This is a genomic window from Richelia intracellularis HH01, from assembly GCF_000350105.1.
GTDB lineage: Bacteria > Cyanobacteriota > Cyanobacteriia > Cyanobacteriales > Nostocaceae > Richelia > Richelia intracellularis.
Map to the genome: position 1 here is coordinate 1 of NZ_CAIY01000029.1, position 24,110 is coordinate 24,110.

The window sequence follows — 24,110 nt, forward strand, 5'->3', positions numbered from 1 at the left end:
ATGTTAAAATGTAGAGCATTAATTCATTATTGCTTTTAACCTGTGATTATTGTTAAGTTTATACATGTTTAACTGATTACATGTAAATATTATGAATATTTATACCTTTAAGTATCAGCATTATATTTTGCTATTTTTTCTACAGTTATACTATAGTCAATGATAATAATCATAGAATTAATTTTCAGTTTCTTAGAAAATTTAACTAATAACTATTATCTGTTGGCAAACCATATTTTAGCTGGATTTATAGCTATAGCTATAGCTATAGTTAATTCTATAAGCTAATAAATTAGCTACTAGTTTGGAAAGTAACTGTTTATAGGAAATGAATGAACTTATAGAACACAATAAATAGCAACTCAGACTGTTAGTATGATGATGTATCATTTGGTATTAGTTATTTATCTACATATGGATTATAATTATATAAATTAATGAAAATGTTTGTATAGCTTTCTTATATTCTTAAAGACTATTAAAATCATGCTTGATGGATTCTGGGATAATGTAGTGCGCTACATTCGCTACTTTGTAACGACAATGTTGGGTGTAATTTTGACTGCGCCTGCATCGCTAGGCTCTTTGGCAAAGAGTCCAGTAACTGTGATTGTTATTTTGGGATTGTTAGCTGGTGGTTTTGTATTTTTAATTTTAACACTTCGAGCCATGCTGGGATTGAGTACAATTATCTGAAGGGTTTTTCCCGGAAATTCTTATATTTCTTTATGTTGTACATACCTCTGTTAGGAGTAAGATCATTATGGCTACAAATCGCCGTATTTCCCGGGTTGCAGAACTAATTAAACGGGAAGTTAGCCAAATGCTACTAAGTAGTATTAAAGATGACCGAGTTGGCATAGGTATGGTTAGTGTTACTAATGTAGACGTTTCAGGCGATCTGCAACACGCCAAAATTTATGTCAGCATTTATGGCACGGATGAAGCAAAAGCAGAAACAATGGCAGGTTTAAAGTCGGCAACTGGGTTTGTCCGCAGCGAACTGGGTGCTAGGGTACGTTTGCGCCGAACTCCAGAGGTCATGTTTATTGAAGATCATTCTATTGAAAGGGGAACTAAAGTTTTATCTTTGTTAAATCAACTCCAAAATCAGCGATTGCTCTCAGAAAATTCTTACAACCCAGAACAAGAAGATTTTAGCGAGGAGTAATCTCTATTATCTTAAGTATTATTCCATTAAATACTTAAGTTTTATCTTCCCACAGAGTAAAGTATGGGGAGAAGCCTAGTTCTCCCTAGTCTAATAACTAAATATTTTGTGGTTAGGAATATCTAACAGTAATAAACATTAGACTGACTTAATATTGCTATAAAATTACCAGGTAAAAATGTTTATATTAACTCGATTAATTAAGAGAACTTACTCATAACAATTGGAATAGTATTCACTACAATTATCTTAAGCAGATATTACAAAATGATGATATGAATACAATGTTTTGAATAATTTAGTTGAGTAGATAAGTTGTTTAACATCGATAGAATGTATCAAAACAATTATCATTAAGCCTAATTAAGTAATTAACAACTTTTTTATATCTATATTTAAAATCCTAATTATTTGTAGGTGAGTCTATTTAAATGCCAAATTTAGTCTGAATATAAAGTTAGGTGATTACAGTCGGTTTTTCTCGTCCTGTGAATTGACGGACTAGGGCTATTTCATTACTCAAAGTGATCAAGTCCTCCAAGGCCTTTTGAGGGTCCATATTTTGCCTTTTAATATTTGGTTCATAACTTTCTATATAAATTCTCAGGGTTGCTCCTTTAGTCCCCGTCCCAGAAAGGCGGAAGACAATCCTTGAACCATCAGTAAAATTAATGCGGATGCCTTGTTTATTGCTGATTATTCCATCTACAGGATCAGTATAACTAAAATCATCTGCATAATTTACCTGATACTTACCAAACTGTTTACCCGTAATAATTGGTACTAAAGAACGCAGATTCTCTATTAGGATGTTAGCTTGTTCTAAATCTACCTCTTCATAATCGTGACGAGAATAGTAATTACGTCCGTAGATGTACCAATGTTCTTGAACAATTTCTTCTACGGATTTCATTTTTACAGCTAGTATATTTAACCAGAACAAAACTGCCCATAAGCCATCCTTCTCCCTAACATGCATAGAACCTGTACCAAAACTTTCCTCACCACATAGATTGGCTTTGCCAGCATCTAAAAGATTACCAAAAAATTTCCAACCAGTGGGAGTCTCATAACAATCTATCCCTAGTTTTGCTGCTACCCTATCAACAGCTTGGCTAGTGGGCATAGAACGTGCGACCCCAACTAAACCAGAACTATAACCAGGGACCAAATTAGCATTAGCTGCAAGAATGGCAAGACTATCACTGGGGGTAACAAAAAACCTACGTCCTAAAATCATATTACGATCTCCATCTCCATCAGAAGCTGCACCAAAATTTGGTGCTTTATCCCCATATAAAATACTTACTAATTCACGGGCATAAACTAAATTTGGATCTGGGTGTCCACCACCAAAATCTTCCAAAGGGGTTCCATTTTTAACAGTTCCAATAGGTGCACCTAATCTGTTCTCAAAGATATCAATAGCATAGGGTCCGGTTACAGCATTCATAGAATCTATGCACATTTGGAAGTTTTCCCCAGAAATAAACTTACGAATGAGGTCAAAATCAAACAGGGATTCCATCATATCAGCATAATCTGCTACTGGGTTTATTACTTCTACTTTCATTGAACCCAATTGCAGAACTGCCGGTTTGTCTAAATTAATATCTTCTGTATCAATGATCTTATAGCTAGTTATCTTTCCTGTCTGAATATAAATTGCATTTGTTACTTTTTCTGGTGCTGGACCACCATTGCTAATATTATATTTAATGCCAAAATCTTTATCAGGACCACCTGGATTATGACTAGCAGAAAGAATTATACCCCCAAAAGCCTTAATTTTACGAATGATACAGGATACAGCAGGAGTAGATAAGATACCTCCTTTACCAACTAATACCTTACCAAATCCATTAGCAGCAGCCATTCTCAAGATAATTTGAATGGCTTGGCGGTTGTAGTAGCGACCATCACCACCAACAACTAGGATTTTTCCCTGATAACCTTCGATGCTATTGAATAAAGACTGGACAAAATTCTCCAAATAATTAGGCTGCTGAAAAACTTTAACATGCTTGCGTAATCCCGATGTACCGGGTTTTTGGTCTGCAAATGGTTGTGTAGATATTCTTTTCACGAACATAACAAAGATCCCCAGGCAAAGTAAGAAAATGTCAACTCTATAACGAAAATTTTTACTATATAAAAAAATACTGTGAGAAAATCGTAGAAGTAAGAGGATATTTTAAAAGTGAATTATTTTACAGAAAGGCTCTCTCAGGGAAGTAAGAATCTTACTTCCAAATTCTATTAATAGCCTTAACCATTATATAGGAATTACTAACTACTGAGTTACTTCCCAGAATATTTAGATAATTTTTCATTTTTTAACTATTAAAACTTATCATGATAGAGGGATAAAAATAAATTTTTTGCCTATCAATACGGCATTACTAATTGAAATCAAGGTACACTTTAAATAGTCAGATGAGCGTTATGACAAAAATTTTCAGAGTTTATCCCACTATTGAATCATTCCAATCTTAGATTATTGCCTCTTAAAATTTAGTGGCTTTATTTATATGTTGTTCATGTAATATCAAGAAGTCACATTGTTAATTGTAATAATACTTCTATATTTCAGATTAATTGCAAATAGCTGCCTTGCCATAATGATAATAATATTTTTATTATCGATGATACATATCTATTTTATCTACATAAATTAAGTTGATTAAGATTTTTAATTTTCATTATTTGTTTAAATTATTGATTACTGATATTTTGGATTACTATCTCCATTTTTGTTTAAATCTATAAACTATTTCCTAATGAAGTATTTTACAGATACAGTGATACCAGAAATTAATCATTACTTCAAATTACCTTATCTACTATATCTATTTGAGGTTTTAGGCTAAAATCACGAAGTATTCCAGCCAATATAAAATATCCAAAGTACATTTACTGTCTTTTCTCATCACCTTAATAATTTAACTCATTCCATATTTAGATAATAATTACAAGACTCCCATATTATTTATTTCTCTATTATTCACTCTTTGGTAATACATTTTAATATGTATTTCTGTTCACATGCACTTAATTATGGTGCCATGAATTTTCAAGTATATTTTATTAACATAAGTCATTTATTGTTAAGGCACTGCATAAATTGAAAAATAATTAATACTGGTAAATTTATAGACTAGATGATAGAAGAGACTACAAATCATCTGTTTAAAATAACACGAACCAAAGGAATATAGTAGTTACATGTATGATGACCTAATCTTAAACTTTTGCAACTAAATACACTGTAATTAGTGCAACCTAGAATTTATTTTCGGATTATGTATTGTATATGTGATCATAAATACAAATATTTATAACTTTAACTAAGGTTACTATGTTACCCAATATAGATAAACTTTCTCTAACTCAACAGGTAGCACAAATGTTGGTTGTCCGCGCTTCTGGTTACCTTTTCGACCATCAAATTCAATATCCTGATTGGGAGACATCAACAGCAAAGTTAATCAATTGGGTACAAAATTTAGGAATTGGGGGAATAATTTTTGTAGGAGCTAGTGCAGGAGAGATAGCAATTAGAACTTCACAGTTGCAAAGTAGAGCAAAGATACCGTTATTAATGGCAGCTGATATTGAAGAAGGTGTAGGACAACGTTTTAGTGGTGCGACATGGTTCCCACCACCAATGGCATTAAGTGCTATTTTTCGCCAAAATTCAAAGCTGGGGGTTTATTATGCCGAACAAATGGGGATTTTTACGGCTCAAGAAGCTTTAGGTATTGGGATTAATTGGGTGCTTGCTCCGGTGGTGGATGTGAATAACAATCCCAATAACCCGGTAATTAATGTCCGCGCTTTTGGGGAAACAACAGATGAAGTAAAGGAATTAGCCTGTGCTTTTATTCGTGGTGTCAACAAATATCCCATACTTACCACAGCCAAGCATTTCCCTGGTCATGGGGACACAGAGGTTGATTCCCATTTAGAACTACCAAAAATAAGTCACTCTGAAAGTCATTTAGCTGAAGTGGAATTACCTCCTTTCCTAGCAGCAATCGATAGTGGTGCAGATATGGTGATGGCTGCCCATCTTTTGATCCCTAGTTGGGATGATCGATTTCCTGCTACCCTCTCACACAAGATTTTGACGGGTAAATTACGTCAGGAATTGGGCTTTTCTGGCTTAATTACCACAGATGCCCTAGTTATGGGAGCAATTACTAACTATTATGAGCCTAATGAAGCCCCAGTAATGGCCGTAGAAGCTGGAGCTGATATTTTATTAATGACTGTCGATCCAGAAGGGGCAATAAATGCTATCTGTAAGGCTGTGGAAAATGGAAGAATCACACCATTACAAATTAGGGAGTCTGTAGAACGTATTTGGCGGGCTAAAGAGAAAACAGCCCAAAATCGAATGGATGTTATTTCTTCCACTCAACTAGTTGGAACTCCAGAAGCTCGGATGACTGTCAAGGAAATAGTGCAACACAGTCTAATCACCAATATTTCCCTAAATCTATCCCCAACTAAATTCATAAACTCAACACCAGCTAATAATTTTCCCTCTAACAAAACATTTACTGAACTTCGTAACCTAATTGTGGTTGATAATCCCCTAAAATGTCCACATATTAACCATATGGCTCCAGCAGTTGACTTACCAGAAAAGATGGGATATCACACACAAATATGTGATCATGAGTACTTCCAAACAATCAACTTACAAGGTGATTTTCCAACACTTCTACAACTATTTATCCGAGGCAATCCTTTTAATGGAAGTGCTAGTTTCAATGAAACCGCAATCGACTTTCTAAAAGGAGTATTAACAAACAAAGGTCTTCAGGCTTTTGTTGTATATGGTAGCCCTTACGTGTGGAGACAGTTTATACCATTAATGAATGTAAATACCCCGGGCGTTTTTTCATATGGACAAATGCCCATAGCTCAAGAGGTAGCCTTACTCTATTTATTTGGTTCTTAACTTATTTGGTTCTTAACTTTTATATATCATCATAAGTATTTTTTTTAATTTAGCAGTTAAAATTACATAATTTTCTAATGGGGTGAATATATAGACTTAAGTATTTATAATGCAAGTATTTTAATTTAGTCTAAGCTGTTACTAAATTAACAAATAAGAATTTTAAAGATAAGCTAATATAAAAATCCTAATACTTGATTTATCTTTTTTCAGTAAGTATTACCTGAAATATCTTTGAAGTTATCTGAACCATGTCAAAAAACTGATATGATACAGAACATCTAAAAATAGATTCTAGTTAAATAACTACCAATTTGGTTAAAATTTATAGGAGAAACACCTAAATTAAAATTAGAGATGATCTGATAACTTGATATTAGTAATATCACTACAAATAAAATATAGTTTATGAGCCTATGCATGAAGACAGTTATATCTGCTGAAATGATAAAGAGATATCAATCTGTTTGTTCCTGAAGGGCTTTTTCAGTATGTTTTAAAATATCTATTTATCTGTGAACTCACCAGTAAGAATAATAAGAATGAATACTGCTTCTATAATTGATTTATTTTATTTTAAGGTAATATAAGGATCAAATAATCCGGAATGCAAAAATAGTAATTTTTAGCTATCAATAAAAAGTCCAATGCAATTCTAAATAATACTTATTAGTAGGTGATCAAGTATGCATCCAATGTTAATCTAAAGTGCTACATAATTTTATTATGTGATTTAAATATTGATTTCATAGAAAAAACTGGGAGAATAACTAGTGTGGGTATGATAGCAAATTTATAATCATAAATTTATAACCAGTAAGCATATTTATATCAAAATATGTATTTTATAGTTACCATAAATTCAATTATGTGAACTCTAGCTTCGATAATCATAATAGCTAATTTCTTATTATTTTCTATATTATACAGAACTGCATTATGCCTATCATAAATAATCGAGCATTCTTATTAACTATTATAAGTAATTCTCATATTTATCTTAACTGCTTTAACTTATAAAATATGTATTTTACCGATGTTTGCTACTATTTCCCTATGCTTATATTTAAGATATGATGATTATCAGAATATTTTTTGGAAAATATTCCTGTTCTATATTTATGTTTATTTACCTAATATGACAATAATTATTTATCTTGAACTATATGACAGAAATACTTCTTTATTTTTGGGTAAATAAATTACTAATAAACTAGTTCTAACTTTTAATATTAGGCCTGTGATTTTAGTAATTAGTTAAAATTGCATTCTACTTGGGCTAAATACACATTTCCAAATATTGATTAATATCTTCAATTATTCTAGTTAATTCTGCTTCCGTTGTTAAGCGAATATTTTTATCATGGATTGTGATTAAAACTTTAGCAGCAAAGGGTGTAGGCCAAATATTTGGGTTGCAAAAGATTTCTAGAAAAACTTCTCCTATATGTTGGTAGTCCATGACATTCTGGGGAACAGATTTTGCTTTACCCAAACCTTGGTGATTAGTGACAGTCTTTAAACTTTCTATTAGCAAATTAATTTCCGCTTTTAGCTCTTGGGCTGCTGTTGATGAAAAATTGAAAGAAACAGAGCCTTCTAATAAATTCAACGTTAAATGATGTGAAGACATGAGCTGGAGGGTTTATTTTTGAATTGATAATTAACACCTGTACCTGACTCATAATATATCAATCTGTCACATTTTATTACCAAGATATTATGATCAGCTTGATAAACACAATTTAAACAGGGGAAACAAACATCTATCAAAAATATACTCAGTTAAGACCGCTCTTCTGTGAATAAGGGATGGCAAAAAGTCCGGAAACATATGGGAAAACAACAAATTTCGAGCACATATTAAGCTAGTAGAAAATAATACAGATGAGGCTTAACTTCAACAATAGAATCATTAGAGCTTAATTTGCTTATTAGAACAAAAGTACTGTCCTATTTACTTTTAATTTTAGAATCTAAGCAGATGTAAATATATTTCAATTATTTAATTAATATTGCTCATCTTACTCAGTAATTACAACAAATTGATTCATAAAGCAATTGAACCGGTAAAATTTACCTTAAGTTCAACACTTGTAAATGTCATACCTACTAGGCAATATTCAATCAAGATGTATCTAACTCCAAAAGTCTGACTTTACTCACGGTGCAAAATGCACTTATTGGTTAATTACTGGAAAATCCTTGCCATGAAGTAATTTTATGTTTGCAAGGATTATCAAATAATTTGGCCGAGGAATTGATAAATAAAACTAGAGACAATAAAAAATAATGATATATCAATTCTTCTGTGGGGATTGTAAGCTCTCACTAATTACGATTTAGGATTATTTGAATCCCAAAACTTAGTATAAGATCTATTTGGATGATAAACCTGTTTGGGGTGTTGATGAGATAGTTTTTGCTTGAATGGTTTTTGATGGGGTGATTCTCACTTGGCTTGCCATTTCTAGAAAGGCATTCATATTGGGGCCAGGACGACGTCGAGCATTTGTACAATTAGGAATCAAATATTTAGGTGCAAAGGTTTTCGGGCCTGTATTTTCTAATGTGGTTTTAATAGCAATTACGGGTGTGGGAGAAAGCCCAGAAGTGCTTGCTGAATTATTTACTGGGGTTCCTTCACTAATTACCTTCTGTTTTCTAAAAGTCTTTTTTCTAGTTGTACCAGAATCTGCCTTGGCTTTTAATGCTGGTTTACTAATCTCTAGGAGCGATTGCTCTACTTTGACAGATTCTTCCTCATGTCCAGTTTCTAAAGATTCTGGAATATTATTATCAATAATGCTGGTAGATTGAGATAATGTTTGGGACTTATCTTCTTTTAGTTCTAAATAGAAATTGTTATTACCACCACCAAAAAGTCTCTTAAACATTTTTTGTTACCCCTATATTTTATTTACGAGTGTAAAAACCACTCGCAGTTTCACTATACTGCAATGATTTGTCCATTACATTAATGGAATTATATTCAGTCTCGTTCACAAATATTCTTTGTATATCTCTAAATCAATCACTATTGTTTAAATTTCTTAAAGAGTGAATGAAACTTAACCGAATTACATAGTATATACAGGTTAAATTTTTTTACTTCAACTATCACAAGTTTAGTTCAGCATTTGTCAGCTTTATACATGAAAATTTTTATAATTATGCCATTTTACAAAAGCCTTAAAATATTTATTGTTTCTATAATCTAGGTATCTACATTTAAACTCAAAGTCAAATATTCCATTCATCAATAAAACTTACAAACTTATTTAAGTATTACAGTAATGGTATTATCCTCCAAACTATGTCAGTGATATAGTTTATTTGGTAGTCACAAAAAAATAAAGGAAATTTTTACTCAAGGCATCAGTTGATTGATAGCTATATATACTTATCATATTAAATATCTTGTGTAATTCAGTTTCCTGACTAAGCTATCTTCGCGAAAGTTACTAGTTTGTCTGTTCCTGAAAACTAGTCCAAGATTTTAGTATGTTTTAATAGATTTATATACATTATCGCCATTATATTCTCCAGCAATTACAGCTGCTATAAATCCTGTAAATATAGGATGGGAAGCACTAGGGCGGGATTGAAATTCTGGATGGAATTGGCAAGCTAAAAAGAAGGGATGATTTGGTAGTTCAACAATTTCTACTAGCCGCCCATCAGGAGATGTACCACTAATTACATAACCAGAATCTAGTAACATATTGCGGTACGCATTGTTAAATTCGTACCGATGGCGATGACGCTCATAAATTACTTCATTTTGATAGAGTTTATATGCTAAGGTGTTAGTGGAGATACGACAGGGATATAATCCCAAACGCATAGTACCGCCCAAATCAACTACATCTTGCTGTTCTGGAAGAAGATTAATAACCGCATTGTTTGTATAGATTTCAAATTCCGCACTATGGGCATCCCTTAGCCCAGCAACATTTCTTGCCCATTCAATTACACAACACTGCATTCCTAAGCATAATCCTAAAAAAGGGATTTGTTGGTTACGAGCATAATTGATAGCGGAAATTTTACCATCAACCCCACGAATACCGAAACCTCCAGGGACAACTATACCATCCACTCCTTCCAGGTATTGTTCTGCTGGCTCTGTTTCCAATTTTTCCGAGTCTACCCATCGTAAATGTAGACCTCCATGAGTGGGGATTGCAGCATGATTTAGTGCTTCAACAACGGACAGATAAGCATCACTTAAACGTACATACTTACCCACAATAGCAACCTCAATATGGTGTTTGGGAGTATATAGTCTATCAACTAGGGTTTGCCACTGTTTTAAATTGGGATGAGATTGTTCCATGTTTAACAATCCTAAGGTCTGTTCTGCTAAACCTTCCCGCTCTAAAATTAATGGAACCTCATAAATGCTCTTAGCATCGGGTGAGGTAATTACACATTCAGGAGAAACATCGCAAAATTCTGACAATTTTTGTTTCAAATTCATCGTTAAAGGTTGATCGCAACGGCATACTATAATGTCAGGCTGAATGCCAATTGAACGCAACTCTTTGACAGAGTGTTGGGTAGGCTTGGTTTTCATTTCTCCAGCAGAAGCAATCCAAGGTAACAAAGTAACATGCATATACAAGACATTCTGTTTTCCCACATCCTTGCGAAACTGACGTATAGCTTCTAGAAAAGGAAGTGATTCAATATCCCCTACAGTCCCACCGATTTCCGTAATCACTACATCTGGATTAGTACTTCTAGCAACCCTGTGTATTCTTGCCTTAATTTCGTTGGTGATGTGAGGAATTACCTGTACTGTACCCCCTTCATAGTCGCCACGACGCTCTTTATTGATAACCGTTTGATAAATAGAACCAGTAGTGACGCTGTTTAACCGGGACATGTAAGTATCGGTGAAACGCTCATAATGCCCTAAATCTAAATCAGTTTCTGCACCATCCCTAGTTACAAAAACTTCCCCGTGCTGAAAAGGACTCATTGTTCCTGGGTCAATATTAATATAAGGGTCGAGTTTGAGAATGGATACAGAATAATCCCGCGATTTGAGTAAACGTCCCAAACTAGCTGCTACAATACCTTTACCAATACTAGAAACTACACCACCTGTAACAAAAACAAACTTAGTCATGATATTTAATATTTCAATCACTTACAAAATAAATACATTCTGAGATTTTCTCATAGTCAATGTGGTCAGTTAATAAGTATATTTTCAAAAAAAATTAATAGTTGGCAATTAAACTAATGATATTTTGTAAACTAGTGGAAACTATTTTGACGTGATACAGTTTTTGGGATTACTTGGTCTAAGTGCAACCTTTCCTACTTCCCTTGCTTCTGCTCAGGAAAAATCATTATTAGTGGTCTATCCCCGTAACAATTATCAAACTAAAGCAGAAAAAGTATTTTTCATTGGGACAGCCCCATCATCAGGAAATGTATTTATCAATGGTCAAGTTGTTATCCGCAGTAAGTCTGGTCATTTTGCCCCTAGTTTTCCCCTAAAACTAGGAGAGAATCTTTTTAAGATAAGCTATCAGAATCAAAAGATCAAAATAAAAGTAACTAGGAATACAAACCAATCCATAATTCCAGAGAGCTTAGCCTTCGCTAAAAATTCGTTGTTCCCAAAATCAGATATTGCGAGGATGCCAGGTGAAATAATCTGTTTTGGTGCAATTGCAACCCCAAATGCTAACGCAATTGTACAATTAGGAAATGTCAATATACCCCTGTTACCTCAAATACAACACGTACAACTACCCAGTCATATTGTTGCTTTAACAGGACAGAATCAGCCCAAAATCCGAGATAATATTACTAAATACCAGGGTTGTAAAACACTAGATAGTCCTGGTGATTTTGGAAAGCCCCTATTTAAACTTACACAAGCAGGGCAGACATTGACTCAAGAAGGCGTAGGTAGGGTGCAAATCCTTTCCCCAAAACAAGTAGAAGTAGCTGAAATCACAGCAAATATGGGATTGACACGTACGGGCCCTAATACCAGTTATTCCAGGCTTACACCCCTACCCCAAGGAACACAAGCAGTCATTAGTGGAAAAGAAGGGAAATGGCTGCGATTAGACTATGGTGCTTGGATTAATAGTAAGGAAACCCGAATCGTATCTAATGTTATCCAACCCCAATCAATAATTCGTGGCGTGGGTTATAAACAAATTTCCCAGACGACAGAAATTACTTTTCTTCTAGATTCTCCTGTCCCTATCGATGTCCAACAAGGTAATAAAACTTTCATTCTCACCCTCTACAATGCTACTGCCCAGACAGACACCATTCGCACTGATAATGACCCTTTGATTTCCCGTCTGGACTGGCGGCAAGTTAATCCCAAAAAATTACAATATACTTTTACCTTAAAAACAGATCAACAGTGGGGTTATAAGCTTAGATATATTGGTAAAAGTCTAGTTTTAACTATGCGTCATCCTTCAAAACTCGAACGCAGCCGTTACAGACCTTTATCTGGGATTAAGATTCTCCTTGACCCTGGCCATGGAGGTCATGAGTCTGGAGCAGTTGGACCCACTGGTTATCAAGAAAAGGATGTAAATCTGGTGGTTTCCAAACTACTACGCCAAGAATTGGTAAGACGAGGTGCTATTGTCGTAATGACAAGGGAAGAAGATAAAAACGTATCTTTGGCTAATCGTCAGTTAATAATTACCCAAGAAAAACCTGCAATTTCTCTTTCTATCCATTATAATGCCCTTCCCGATACAGGTAATGCTGAAAAGACTAAGGGTATAGGTACATTTTGGTATCATCCCCAAGCTCACAGTTTAGCTATGTTTCTCCAAAACTACTTGGTAAAAAAACTTAAGCGTCCTTCCTATGGGGTATTTTGGGGAAACCTTGCCCTTACCCGCCCGGCAATAGCACCAAGTATATTGCTGGAATTGGGGTTTATCATTAATCCAGATGAATTTGAGTGGATAACTAATGAGAAGGAACAAAAGAAATTAGTAAAAGTTTTGGCAGATGGAATTATTAAATGGTTTAAGGATTCCCTTACACGGTGAGAATACTTACTTCCTCTAGAATTGTAGGTGTTAAGTTCATGATGAAATTGACATACTTCAACAAATATTATAGGTTTTAAAAAAATGTCTGCCTTCTGCAACTAAGCATATGGAACATTTAAATAACTGAAGGTAGAATACATAGGAGCAATATTGAGAATGAAAACACCATAAAATGGCTAAGAGAAAGGATAATTATAATTGATATAGCTAAAATAAAAGTAGATAAATTCAAGGTAGCGAGAGGCCTAGATAGTCTAATAATATCCGAATTAATATCAAGATAAACTATGAAGAATTAATAGTAAATAAATATATACTTACCATACAATAGATGTATTTATGTTTTTATCTTTATTTGACAACCAATTGATTAAAAATAAAATCTATCACGAAACAAGCATCTAGTATCTTTGAACTTATTTTAGGTTTTAATATATAAGCATTAATATTTTCATGCATTAGTATTAGTTATTATATTTAGCAGCATCAAGTTGCTAAAACTGTAGGATTATTATAATTGTATTTTTAATACTAGATAATTAGTGAAGATCATTTCGATAATACGGAAATTAAATAATTGTCACTAGCAAAAATTTTATTGCCATTTTGGCAATAAAATTTATTAGTTTTGTTATTATCAATAGTACGGTCTTGCACAGAAGATACACATTAAAATAGAAATAAACTTTATTCCCTAGAGAATTTCTGGGGAATTTTATGTATAATTAACATTATTCAATAGTATAGATATATACTATCAGATTAGTGAGAAATATTGTATATCAATATTTGAGGTCGAACTAATATTACATAGACAACTAATATAAAAGAAAAATATAATTTCTCTTGATATACTAACCTACTTGGGCTTATGTATTATTACGAATGCACTATACTAATTCTAATAATTGTTCACAATAATTTGTAGTCTAATCTCATTAGTATAGCAGTTAATTATTAATTCTTGACTACATCACTTAGAAGTGAGTCATTATATTATTGATAGTTTATATTTAGATGAATAATGAAGATAGCATTTTAAATATTTACAAGAAGAAACTAGTTTTTGGTCTACATCTATACTCAACTATTAGAATGTAAAAATAGTTAGGAATATGAATATAAATTAGGACAATTATGATTTAGATAGAATGTAAGTTCAAAGTGATAGAAGACTATGCTATTCATTAAGGTTTAATTTATATTAAAGCTTTTGATATGATTGTTGTCATTAAAAATGATAGAGTTAAGTAATCTAATCTTATATTAAAATTTTCAATAATAAAAAATACCACCTACTACAGTAAAAAATAGAAGCTGATATATTTGAGCCTCGATTACCTTATCTCTAAATCATTGTATTTTGCCGTCAATTTGTATTTATCCTAAAATAATTTCTAGGATAAGATATCTTAAATATTCCTGGCCATGTACTAGCAATATTATTGTAATTCATAAGCTTAAATATCTATCCTGACTAAAAAACTGACGTTAAGAAAACATTGCTTTCCATATCATTTCATTGATAAATGATATGCCAGAAGGGATATTAGCATTTTTCAATATCACATTATAAAAGTATTTATATTCATAGTAGAACATATGTATATTACCCAATAGATTTAGAAAGTATACTTAAGGAAATGTCCAAGCACAAATATAATTAATTTTGGTATGTTACACATGGTAGTACTTAATACATTAGAAATGGGTAATCAGTAAATCATCCTTCCTCAGTTTTTTATAAGTCTTACTCTAACGCCTTATACTATCAAAAAAGGTCTGAAGTCAAACTGGTATTGCAACTTTGTAAGTTCATTAATTAATATCTATGATTAAAGCAGCTTATCTCCAATGTCCAACAGGTATTTCAGGTGATATGTGTTTGGGGGCAATTATCAGTTCTGGAGTTCCCATAACATATTTAATTAATAAGTTGAACAATTTGGGAATAGCAGCAGAATATAACCTGTGGGCTGAGTTAGTTATGCGTAAGGGGCAACAAGCTACTCAAGCCCATGTGGAAATTGCCCATAACCACCGAGGGCCACATTCTAGCAGACATCTACCCGAAATTAAGCAGATGATTCTCCAAGCAGACTTACCACCAAGGGCTAAAGATTGGAGTTTAAAAGTTTTTCAAAATTTAGCAATTGCTGAAGGTGCTGTCCATGGTATTTCCCCAGAAAAGGTATACTTCCACGAAATTGGCGCTGTGGATGCCATAGTAGATATTGTAGGTACTTGTGTGGGGTTAGATTTTCTGGGAATTAGTAGCAATCTGCAAGGCTTACCTATGCTTTATTGTTCACCCTTACCAACGGGGGGGGGATGATCAAAAGTGCCCATGGAATTATTAGTGTACCTGTACCAGCAGTATTAAAGCTTTGGGAGATGCGGGGTTGTCCAATATATAGTAATGGTATAGCTAAAGAATTGGTCACACCCACAGGAGCTGCACTCGCTATGACCTTAGCTGTTGAGTTTGGTGAACCACCAAGAATGACAATTAGTCAAATTGGCCTGGGTACAGGCCAATTTGATTTGCAAATCTCCAATATTTTGCAACTATGGCTGGGGGAAGTTTCCGAAATTTCTCCAAAGGCTACTGGCAATCATCTGGAAAATATATCTATTCTGGAAACACAACTTGATGATTTAAATCCCCAAGTTGTTGGTTATGTGTTCGAAGCATTATTTGCTGTAGGTGCAGTGGATGTCTTTACTCAGCAAATAGGTATGAAAAAATCTCGTCCAGGATGCTTGTTAACTGTTATCTGCTATCCAGAAGATGTTTGTAAATGTGAGCAGATTTTATTTCGGGAAACCACAACTTTAGGTATTCGTCGTTTCACTCAACAACGTGTTGTATTACGGAGGGAAACTCAAGATGTGAAAACGAAGTATGGTACTGTGCGGATAAAATTAGCATGGCAAGGGGAAAAAGAATCAAAAGATATTATAAATATCCAACCGGAATATGAAGACTGTGCAAAACTTGCCCGTCAAAATAGTCTTGCTTTGAAAGAAATATGGATGCTGGCACTACATCATTGGTATTTAGAACAAAACTAATGAGCAAATCACTAATTGCCATGAGCCAGAAAAGCTTTACTCTGTTTGATTTTAGGGATAACCCTATTTTTTATAGTTAAAATTAAGTTGAGGTTATTGAAGTTGATAGTACTGACTGGTTAATTCTAATTATTGCTGCTATTATTAGCTTGTTAGCAAATATTTAGGCTGTATGAGCATGAACCTAGATTATTAAATATTTATATCAATCTATAACATATCATTTATTTCATTCATATATATTTAAGAACGAATATTGCCAAATACTTACTTGGAAATATTTAGCACTAATATGATCAGATAATTTTGTACTCAAGTGACTGATATTTCCTTAAGTATTGCTATTCCAGGTTTATTACCAGAGCCACCACTAATGGTAGCAACAGCCTTAATAGTTAGTTGTAATTTTGGTATCTCAATTTACTATGTTGTCTAGAAGTTCTACTTTCTTTATGGTTGAAGTCGTCAATTTGTTAATTATATTGACTGATATAAATCACTTATTTTTCAATTACCTTCTAAGTGGTAATATACAAAGCAAAACTAACAAAATCGCTACAGAACCTTTTGTTGAATAACCCCACAAATTTAAGACATTATCCTATTATTCCCTTATTAGGAGAATTAGGTTTAGTCTGTCTAACAGTGCTTTCCTACTGATTATACGTATCCTTAAACCTTTACATTATCAACAAATATGTTTAATTATTACCACTTTGAATTTGTGCTGGTTACTTAGGAAGCACCTAGCGGTTTAGGAGTATTTAAAGCAACTTTAATTAAGTAACTTACACAGTTATTTCCCCTTGTTAAGTAAGGAAAAGTATTAATAACCAGTCTAACTTCCTGGTTTATTAGGGTGTGTTTGGCACAGTTAAGTATTCTATAACAGACCTTGTTATTACAGTAGCAAAAGATATAAGTACTGGTAGAGGTCTAAGGACTATTTTTATAGTGCAAGTTAGAATTAAATACATAATTTTCAGTTTTCTTGAAGAGAAAATCATAGGAGAATAATATTTTAATAAGTTTATGACAACTGCTAATAACTACATACCCAGTAAATATTATGTGCACCAGCCAACATTCCTAATTTAGGAATGTTTCAATGGTATATATGCAGTAGTAGTAATCGCGTTAGATTCAACTGCCACTGATGCCTGTAAGTATGTTATCTTTATCTTTCAACAAATACTCTCAACACTTTCTATAGTCAAAATATAGTAAATTTCTATAGCAAATTTCTGTTATATATGACCTGAGATTTTAGCATTATCCAATAACGCAGAAATAAGGTTTTGAAATTAAACCTTATTTCTTTTAAATCTAAAAGCTTTCTACAGCAAAGATTTTAGAGGACAATCTCGGATTGTATATTACACTAAACTAATATTGTATTAGTTATATGGGTTGAGGGAAATAAAAGAATAATTTCACTGTTAAAACCTACCCATATCTCAAGTTTATAATCCCAACACTGCCAAAACATCGCTAGCATGAGTAGATGTATTTACACTAGAATCAACATGGATAATCTTACCATTACCATCAATGATATAGGTAACACGCTTAGCATAACCCCCACCATCAACATCATAAGCCTTAATCAGTTTTTGCTCTGTATCTGCCAAAAGAGGAAAAGTTAGGTTGTACTTTTGGGTGAATACTTTATGGGAATCTTCATCATCTGAACTTACCCCTAATATTACCACATTTTTATTTTTATATTTTTCTATGGCATCACGAAAACTACAAGCCTGCTTGGTACATCCTGGAGTATCATCTTTCGGATAGAAGTATAAAACTATGGTTTTACCTTTGAAATCAATTAGTGAAACGGTATTGCCATCGGTATCTTTTACGGTAAATGCAGGTGCATCTGTACCAACACTTAAAGGCATAATTTTCCTTCCTGTAATATATTTGGTCTTAAGTATTTATCTGAAATTATTGATGCACTTGTGATTCTACAATAATTTATGGTAACTACCCAAGTAAAGCTGTAATGAATATCTTATGAATTAAAGAATTCATAAGATATTCATTACATTCAATTCAGTCTAGAAGAATCAATATAAAAAAATACCAAGCTTGCTTTGAATAAGTTATCAAAAATTTTCAATTCTATCCTGACTTTGCTTTGCAAAGTAATTGAGTATAAGCTAACAAAATTCAGTTTTATTTTGATGTTAGATCTGGAAAGCCAAACATCAATATATAGAATTTATAGCTTTATTACTTTGCTATAGTATCACCAATTGTTTACAAATATTGCTAATGGCCATTCTCCCTATATAAATATAGCTCTAATAACTTCTACTTGTAATAGGGTTAATAACTAATGAAAAACTCAATCTAGTTATTAGAATAGCCAAAAAATACAACCATATTTCTATCTTTGAGATTATAAAAAAATATCTTTTTCTCATAAGCTATAAGTATGTTGTTTTTTAATAGTCATACTTAAGTTTATTCATAAATACAAGTGGATTGTTATATATTATTTTTCATAACTCCTTGAAAATATTCATGATTGATTAAGTTTGATCATTCATAAAATATATGTTTCTTGTAGATAAGATAATTTTTGTTGCTGCAGAAAAAATTAATAATAAACTAGTTAATAAATATTTTTTTGTTTATTAAAACAAATTTTAATAAGGTAGATTGATACCCATGAATTTATTTTTAGCTTATTCAGCCTATGAATTCAGTGAATAAGCTAAAAATGATTTATATTAACTAATATTTATTTGTAAAATACTATTTATATTAATATTTAGAATATATTTTTATTTGAGATTTTTTTAATATAAATAAATGCTATTAATAGTAGCATTCAATAATCCCGAAAACAATATCTGGGTATTATAATATATAAGTGAATACTATCCATATGGTAATAGTTTTTTTGCTATCTTATCACCTAATTCTACTACCTAGATTGCTGCTAACTTATAATAGAACGATTAACCGATATCAACTGATATTAAAAGTCAAGTATTAAGCTTGATTTGCATCTTTATTCATAAACCTACCTCATGATAGAATCACTATATAATAGATACAATAAAAATTATTTTTGTTTCCATTTTGATTGATAAGGCTAATCAACTGTAGAATTATATTGAAAGTAAGAAGATTGGGCTATAGCAACTACTTATTCTAATTACCTAAATTATAGTTTGGCTTTTCAGGTATTAATGTGATTCGCCCTTGTAACAATGTCCAGAATAATCAAATTTCGCTATATGGATGATGTTCGACTGGATAAATATTTAGAGTATGGATATGATAAAAAGACTTGAAAGAAAATCCATAGGTTTCATCTTTTCATTGGTATATCTAATTGTCTCCATCAAATTATTATAAAAACAAAAAGTTAAAGCTAAACCTAAAACCAATAGTATTTAAAGTATGAAAGCAATTATGGTAGTGGGAACTACATCCCATGCAGGTAAATCACTTATAAGTACAGCTATTTGCCGAATTTTGTCAAAGCGTGGTTGGCAAGTAGCTCCCTTCAAGGGGCAAAATATGGCTTTGAATGCCTATGTAACCCCTAATGGCGGAGAAATTGGTTATGCGCAGGCAGTACAAGCTTGGGCAGCGGGGGTAGTCCCCCAGGTGGAAATGAACCCAATTTTGCTTAAGCCTCAAGGTGATATGACTTCTCAGGTAATCATAAGAGGCAAGTATGTAGATCAGGTAAGTGCAAGTGCTTATTATAAACAATATTTTGAGGTGGGTTGGCAAGCAATTGAGGAATCCCTGAAATATTTGGGCTCAGAGTATGATTTGTTGGTATGTGAGGGAGCTGGAAGTCCAGCAGAAATAAACCTAAAACAACGAGATTTAACGAATATGAGAGTGGCAAAGCATTTGAAGGCTGCTACCATATTAGTAGTTGATATTGATCGTGGTGGTGCATTTGCTCATGTAGTGGGGACTCTAGAATTATTAGATTTAGAAGAACGAGAATTAATTAAAGGGATTGTAATTAACAAATTTCGAGGACAGAGATCACTTTTACAATCAGGGATAAAATGGCTGGAAGATTATACTGGTATTCCCGTATTAGGAATAATTCCGTACTTAGAACATCCATTTCCTGCAGAAGACTCTCTAGATTTATTGGGATATAAACCAAAAAAAGCCAACAAGAAATTAAAATTAGTGTGATTCGCTTGCCCAGGATTTCTAATTTCACCGACTTTGACCCTCTGGAATCAGAGCCTAGTGTTGGAATTAACTATGTGAATCCCAAAAACGACTTGGGCCGTCCCGATGCCGTTATTATACCAGGGACTAAAACATCTATCCTTGATTTACTCTTTTTGCAAAAAACTGGTATGGCAGAGGCAATTCATAACTATGCTATTGGTGGCGGTACAGTATTAGGTATTTGTGGTGGTTATCAAATACTAGGCCAAATGGTTGCTGATCCTGAAGGATTTGAAGGACATGCTGGTAGATATCAAGGACTTGGATTATTACCCATCAAAACTGTTATTACTGGACAAAAAGTTGCTCGTCAACGTCAAGTCACATCAAATTATCCACAGATGGGTCTACCCATAAATGGGTTTGAAATTCATCAGGGAAGATCGCGTGTAGAAATAACGGCTATGGGTACGGAGAAACAAGAATATCAACCTTTATTTGATGACATAAATTTGGGTTTGGTAGATAAATGCCAATCAGTTTGGGGTACCTATCTCCATGGTATATTTGACAATGGACCTTGGCGAAGGGCTTGGCTGAACCGCTTACGTCAACAAAGGGGTTTACAATCGTTACCCACTGGTGTAGGTAATTATGAGGAACAAAGAGAACAAATTTTAGATGCTATTGCCAATGATGTAGAACAGCATTTAGACTTAACCTCATTGTTATAGTCTAAATGCTGTTATAGTTAGCGACCACTTAATATGAGTGTTGTTATTCATTTTTTACCGGATGATATTACTGTAGAGGCTGAAGTTGGGGAATCTATACTCGATGTTGCCGAACGTGCTGGCATGTTTATTCCTACTGGCTGCCTGATGGGTTCTTGTCATGCCTGTACTGTCGAACTAGAAGATGGAGACTTAATCCGTGCTTGTATTAGTTCTGTAAATCCAGGAAAACAAGAACTCACCATTAATTTGCTTAGTGATCCCACATGGTAGTACTTAGAGATGGGATTAGGATTTTATATCCTTGCTTTTTATCTGGGATTGTATCTGTAAAGCATATTCCCTAAAGCGATTCATGTCAGCTTGAATAGTCGACTTTACCATATTGCCCAAGAATAAGTTGTCCATAACTTTCCCTAAAATACCAGGAATAGCATAAGCAACAGTCAATTTTATAGTACTGCTACCATGACGATCATAAAAACGTATAGCCCCACGATTGGGCAGTCCATCAATAGATTCCCACTCAATTATTTGGCGAGGAATTACTCTGAGCATTCTGGATTTCCAATCAAATTTCCAAATCCCACTTTTAAGAGTCCAAACAGATATCTCAGGGTTATCTGTTTGGATTTTGACTGCATCAATCCACTTCATCCACTTAGGCATTTGCTCTAAGTCGGACCAGAGATTCCATACGTAATCAATGGGGATTTCTACTTGTACTTGTACACTATGTTCTAACCAATCAGACATTTGGATTTAAAATTCATGTTTATGTATTTGGGTGACTGTGGTTGGGTAAAAGCCTATATGAAATTCAGTACAGAGTATTAAACTATAATTCTTGTTGCATATTTTCTAAAATTTCCTTAGCTGCCTTTCTTCCAGAAATTGTTGCCCCTTCCATACTATCAATGTAATCTTGCTGTGTGTAACTCCCAGCTAAAAAGAAGTTTGCCACAGGTGTTTTTTGTCGGGGACGAAAAATGTCCATTCCTGGTGCCTCACGATATAAAGATTGGGCTAATTTCACCACACTATACCAAGTCATGTTCAATTCTTGGGATGAAGGGAATAGTTTGTGTACTTGCCTTAGAACATGTTGAGCAATTTCCTCATTTTTTTTCTTAATAAATGGATCTCCTGGTGTCAAAACTAACTGTAGTAGGGAACCTTCACCCGGGCGATAATAATCCGCAGGACTGGTTAAAGCCAAATCTGCAAAACAGGAAAAATCTGCATCCGCAGTATATAGCAAATTATCAATTCCTGCTGCATGGTCTAGTTGTTTAAGCTTGTGTCGATTTTGTAGTTCTGTTACCCAGCCATCAAAACGCAACTGCACAGTTGCGACAGGTACAGCTTCCAACTTATAGATGTTATCTAATTCCGGCCATTGTCGCCACTCCTGGGGTAGAAGACGCTGAATACCAGCAATGTCACAAGCTGCAACATAAGCATCAGAAGTAATACTTTCTTCCTCATGCCCTTTTGCTACAATCATTGATGTTACTTCAATCTGTTGACCTTGTTGATGAAACTGAATTCGGCGGATCTGACGACTAGTATAAATTTTTACGCCTCTAAGTTCCAAATATTTTAGAATGGGTTTGTGTAAATATTCGTAGGGAGATCCTTCCAGCATCCGCAATATAGAAGCTTCTGTTCTAGCAGAAAATAGCTGGAAAATTGTTAACATACAGCGGGCAGAAATGTTTTCACAATCGATAAAGCCAAGAGCATAAGCAATAGGATTCCACATCCGCTTTATACTGCCGTTATTTCCACCATGACTACGAAACCAATCCGCAAAGCTGATTTTATCCAAATTACGAATAGTTTTCATAGCCCCATCAAAGTCAACTAATCCCCTTACTATTGGGCTAGTAGCAAGTGCTAGAGCATTTTGAACTTTATCTTGCAAGGATAATTGAGAGGTAGTAAAAAAAGCCTTTAAACCATTGAAAGGTGCACCAGTAAAAAAGCGGAAATCCAAATGACCAACTTGCCCCCCTTGATTTATGAAGGTGTGAGCATGTTCTTTCAAGCGTAAATTATCTAATGCTCCAACTTTTTTCATCAAGTCAAATAGGTTGTAGTAGCAACCAAAAAAAACGTGTAATCCCATCTCAATATGGTTGCCATCATCTAGCCAGCTACCAACTTTACCACCAACAAAAGGTCGAGATTCAAAAATCTGAACCTCACAACCAGCATCAGCCAAATATACAGCTGTTGATAGTCCAGCTAGTCCAGCACCTACAATTGCAACGCGCATTCAATCCCCCTATAGGCTTTACTTACAAATTGTAACTGTGTAGGAGTTGAAATTTATTAGTATGACTGAATTATTAGGCATATATTTCAATATATTTAATTTGTGTTGGGTATAGTTTTGAAGTTTATAAATTAACTCATAATTATTTACTGCCAGTTCAATACCATAACTGATAACTACCGAAGGAGAGTAAATATTGAACCAACTAGATTACCTGTACTTCAAAGATAAATTAGTATGATTTTGCAATAAAAAAATATGAGTTAGACTTATAGTTCAGGTTACTTATGATCCCACAAGTTTTTCATAATATTACTCTAATATTTTCAGTTTTTGTATGGCTAAATAAAATATAGTTTCTGAATCTTCCATATTTCTATTTCGTATTATTCATTATTTCATTAAGTCATTATTATAAAAGCGATTTCAATGATTTTATAAGATAAGTAATAATGTATATTATTACTTATCTTATAAAGATTTAGCCTCAGATACTCATTAAAAAAAATAGTAAGTTTTAATATCAAGCTTAGATGTAAACTGCACGTTATCACCTTGCCGAGATGTAAAATAAATATTTCTACTGGAGAAGTAAGTCATTGAGTGAAGGTTATTATTGGGTTGAAATCTCTCTGATTATTAGTGAAGCTGAAACCCTATT

The 24,110-nt window shown here is 33.4% G+C and carries 12 protein-coding genes and 2 pseudogenes; 7 read left to right on the top strand and 7 right to left on the bottom strand.

The features are described 5' to 3' along the window. Nucleotides 1–486: 486 nt before the first annotated feature. Both RINTHH_RS03255 and rbfA read left to right on the top strand, forming a co-directional pair. Nucleotides 487–696, top strand: coding sequence for a DUF751 family protein (locus RINTHH_RS03255; protein ID WP_044304506.1), 210 nt, complete (start codon nt 487–489; stop codon nt 694–696). 67 nt (nt 697–763) lie between these two features. Further along, nucleotides 764–1,171: a 30S ribosome-binding factor RbfA gene (gene rbfA, locus RINTHH_RS03260; protein WP_008232841.1), complete on the top strand. Its 408-nt coding sequence runs from the start codon at nt 764–766 to the stop codon at nt 1,169–1,171. Nucleotides 1,172–1,628: 457 nt separating this feature from the next. Here the strand turns inward: rbfA and RINTHH_RS03265 are convergent, their stop codons facing one another. Continuing rightward, nucleotides 1,629–3,263 carry an alpha-D-glucose phosphate-specific phosphoglucomutase gene (locus RINTHH_RS03265; protein ID WP_008232842.1) on the bottom strand — a complete coding sequence of 545 codons (1,635 nt, stop codon included), beginning with the start codon at nt 3,261–3,263 and terminating at the stop codon, nt 1,629–1,631. A gap of 1,266 nt (nt 3,264–4,529) precedes the next feature. Here RINTHH_RS03265 and RINTHH_RS03270 point away from each other — a divergent pair. Then, nucleotides 4,530–6,140, top strand: coding sequence for a glycoside hydrolase family 3 protein (locus tag RINTHH_RS03270; protein WP_044304508.1), 1,611 nt, complete (start codon nt 4,530–4,532; stop codon nt 6,138–6,140). 1,279 nt (nt 6,141–7,419) lie between these two features. On the opposite strand, the gene RINTHH_RS03275 is transcribed toward RINTHH_RS03270, so the two are convergent. The 3 genes from RINTHH_RS03275 to RINTHH_RS03285 form a co-directional block, all read right to left on the bottom strand. Further along, nucleotides 7,420–7,773, bottom strand: a complete 354-nt coding sequence (locus tag RINTHH_RS03275; RefSeq protein ID WP_044304510.1) for a hypothetical protein — start codon at nt 7,771–7,773, stop codon at nt 7,420–7,422. Between the two features lie 745 nt (nt 7,774–8,518). After that, on the bottom strand, nt 8,519–9,037 hold the full coding sequence (locus RINTHH_RS10100; protein ID WP_008232844.1) for a hypothetical protein: 519 nt from the start codon (nt 9,035–9,037) through the stop codon (nt 8,519–8,521). Between the two features lie 602 nt (nt 9,038–9,639). Then, complete coding sequence (locus tag RINTHH_RS03285) at nt 9,640–11,277, bottom strand: CTP synthase (protein ID WP_044304511.1); 1,638 nt, start codon at nt 11,275–11,277, stop codon at nt 9,640–9,642. A 151-nt stretch (nt 11,278–11,428) separates the two neighbouring features. Here RINTHH_RS03285 and RINTHH_RS03290 point away from each other — a divergent pair, with 151 nt between their 5' ends. Both RINTHH_RS03290 and larC read left to right on the top strand, forming a co-directional pair. Next, entirely contained in the window at nt 11,429–13,192 is a 1,764-nt protein-coding gene (locus RINTHH_RS03290; protein WP_008232849.1) for an N-acetylmuramoyl-L-alanine amidase, read from the top strand. Nucleotides 13,193–15,074: 1,882 nt separating this feature from the next. Then, a pseudogene (larC, locus tag RINTHH_RS10965) lies at nt 15,075–16,270 on the top strand (nickel pincer cofactor biosynthesis protein LarC). A gap of 1,463 nt (nt 16,271–17,733) precedes the next feature. Here larC and RINTHH_RS03305 read toward each other — a convergent pair. Beyond that, on the bottom strand, nt 17,734–18,171 hold the full coding sequence (locus tag RINTHH_RS03305; RefSeq protein WP_044304513.1) for a peroxiredoxin: 438 nt from the start codon (nt 18,169–18,171) through the stop codon (nt 17,734–17,736). 1,516 nt (nt 18,172–19,687) lie between these two features. On the opposite strand from RINTHH_RS03305, the pseudogene cobQ reads away from it, so the two are divergent. Both cobQ and RINTHH_RS03315 read left to right on the top strand, forming a co-directional pair. Further along, nucleotides 19,688–21,168 (top strand): annotated as a pseudogene (cobQ, locus tag RINTHH_RS03310) (cobyric acid synthase CobQ). 33 nt (nt 21,169–21,201) lie between these two features. Next, on the top strand, nt 21,202–21,441 hold the full coding sequence (locus RINTHH_RS03315; RefSeq protein WP_008229379.1) for a 2Fe-2S iron-sulfur cluster-binding protein: 240 nt from the start codon (nt 21,202–21,204) through the stop codon (nt 21,439–21,441). A gap of 15 nt (nt 21,442–21,456) precedes the next feature. Here RINTHH_RS03315 and RINTHH_RS03320 read toward each other — a convergent pair whose 3' ends face one another. Continuing rightward, nucleotides 21,457–21,924: an SRPBCC family protein gene (locus tag RINTHH_RS03320; protein ID WP_044304516.1), complete on the bottom strand. Its 468-nt coding sequence runs from the start codon at nt 21,922–21,924 to the stop codon at nt 21,457–21,459. Between the two features lie 82 nt (nt 21,925–22,006). Continuing rightward, nucleotides 22,007–23,449 (bottom strand): 9,9'-di-cis-zeta-carotene desaturase, encoded by a 1,443-nt coding sequence (gene zds / locus RINTHH_RS03325; protein ID WP_008232862.1) that lies wholly within the window; start codon nt 23,447–23,449, stop codon nt 22,007–22,009. Nucleotides 23,450–24,110: the final 661 nt, after the last annotated feature.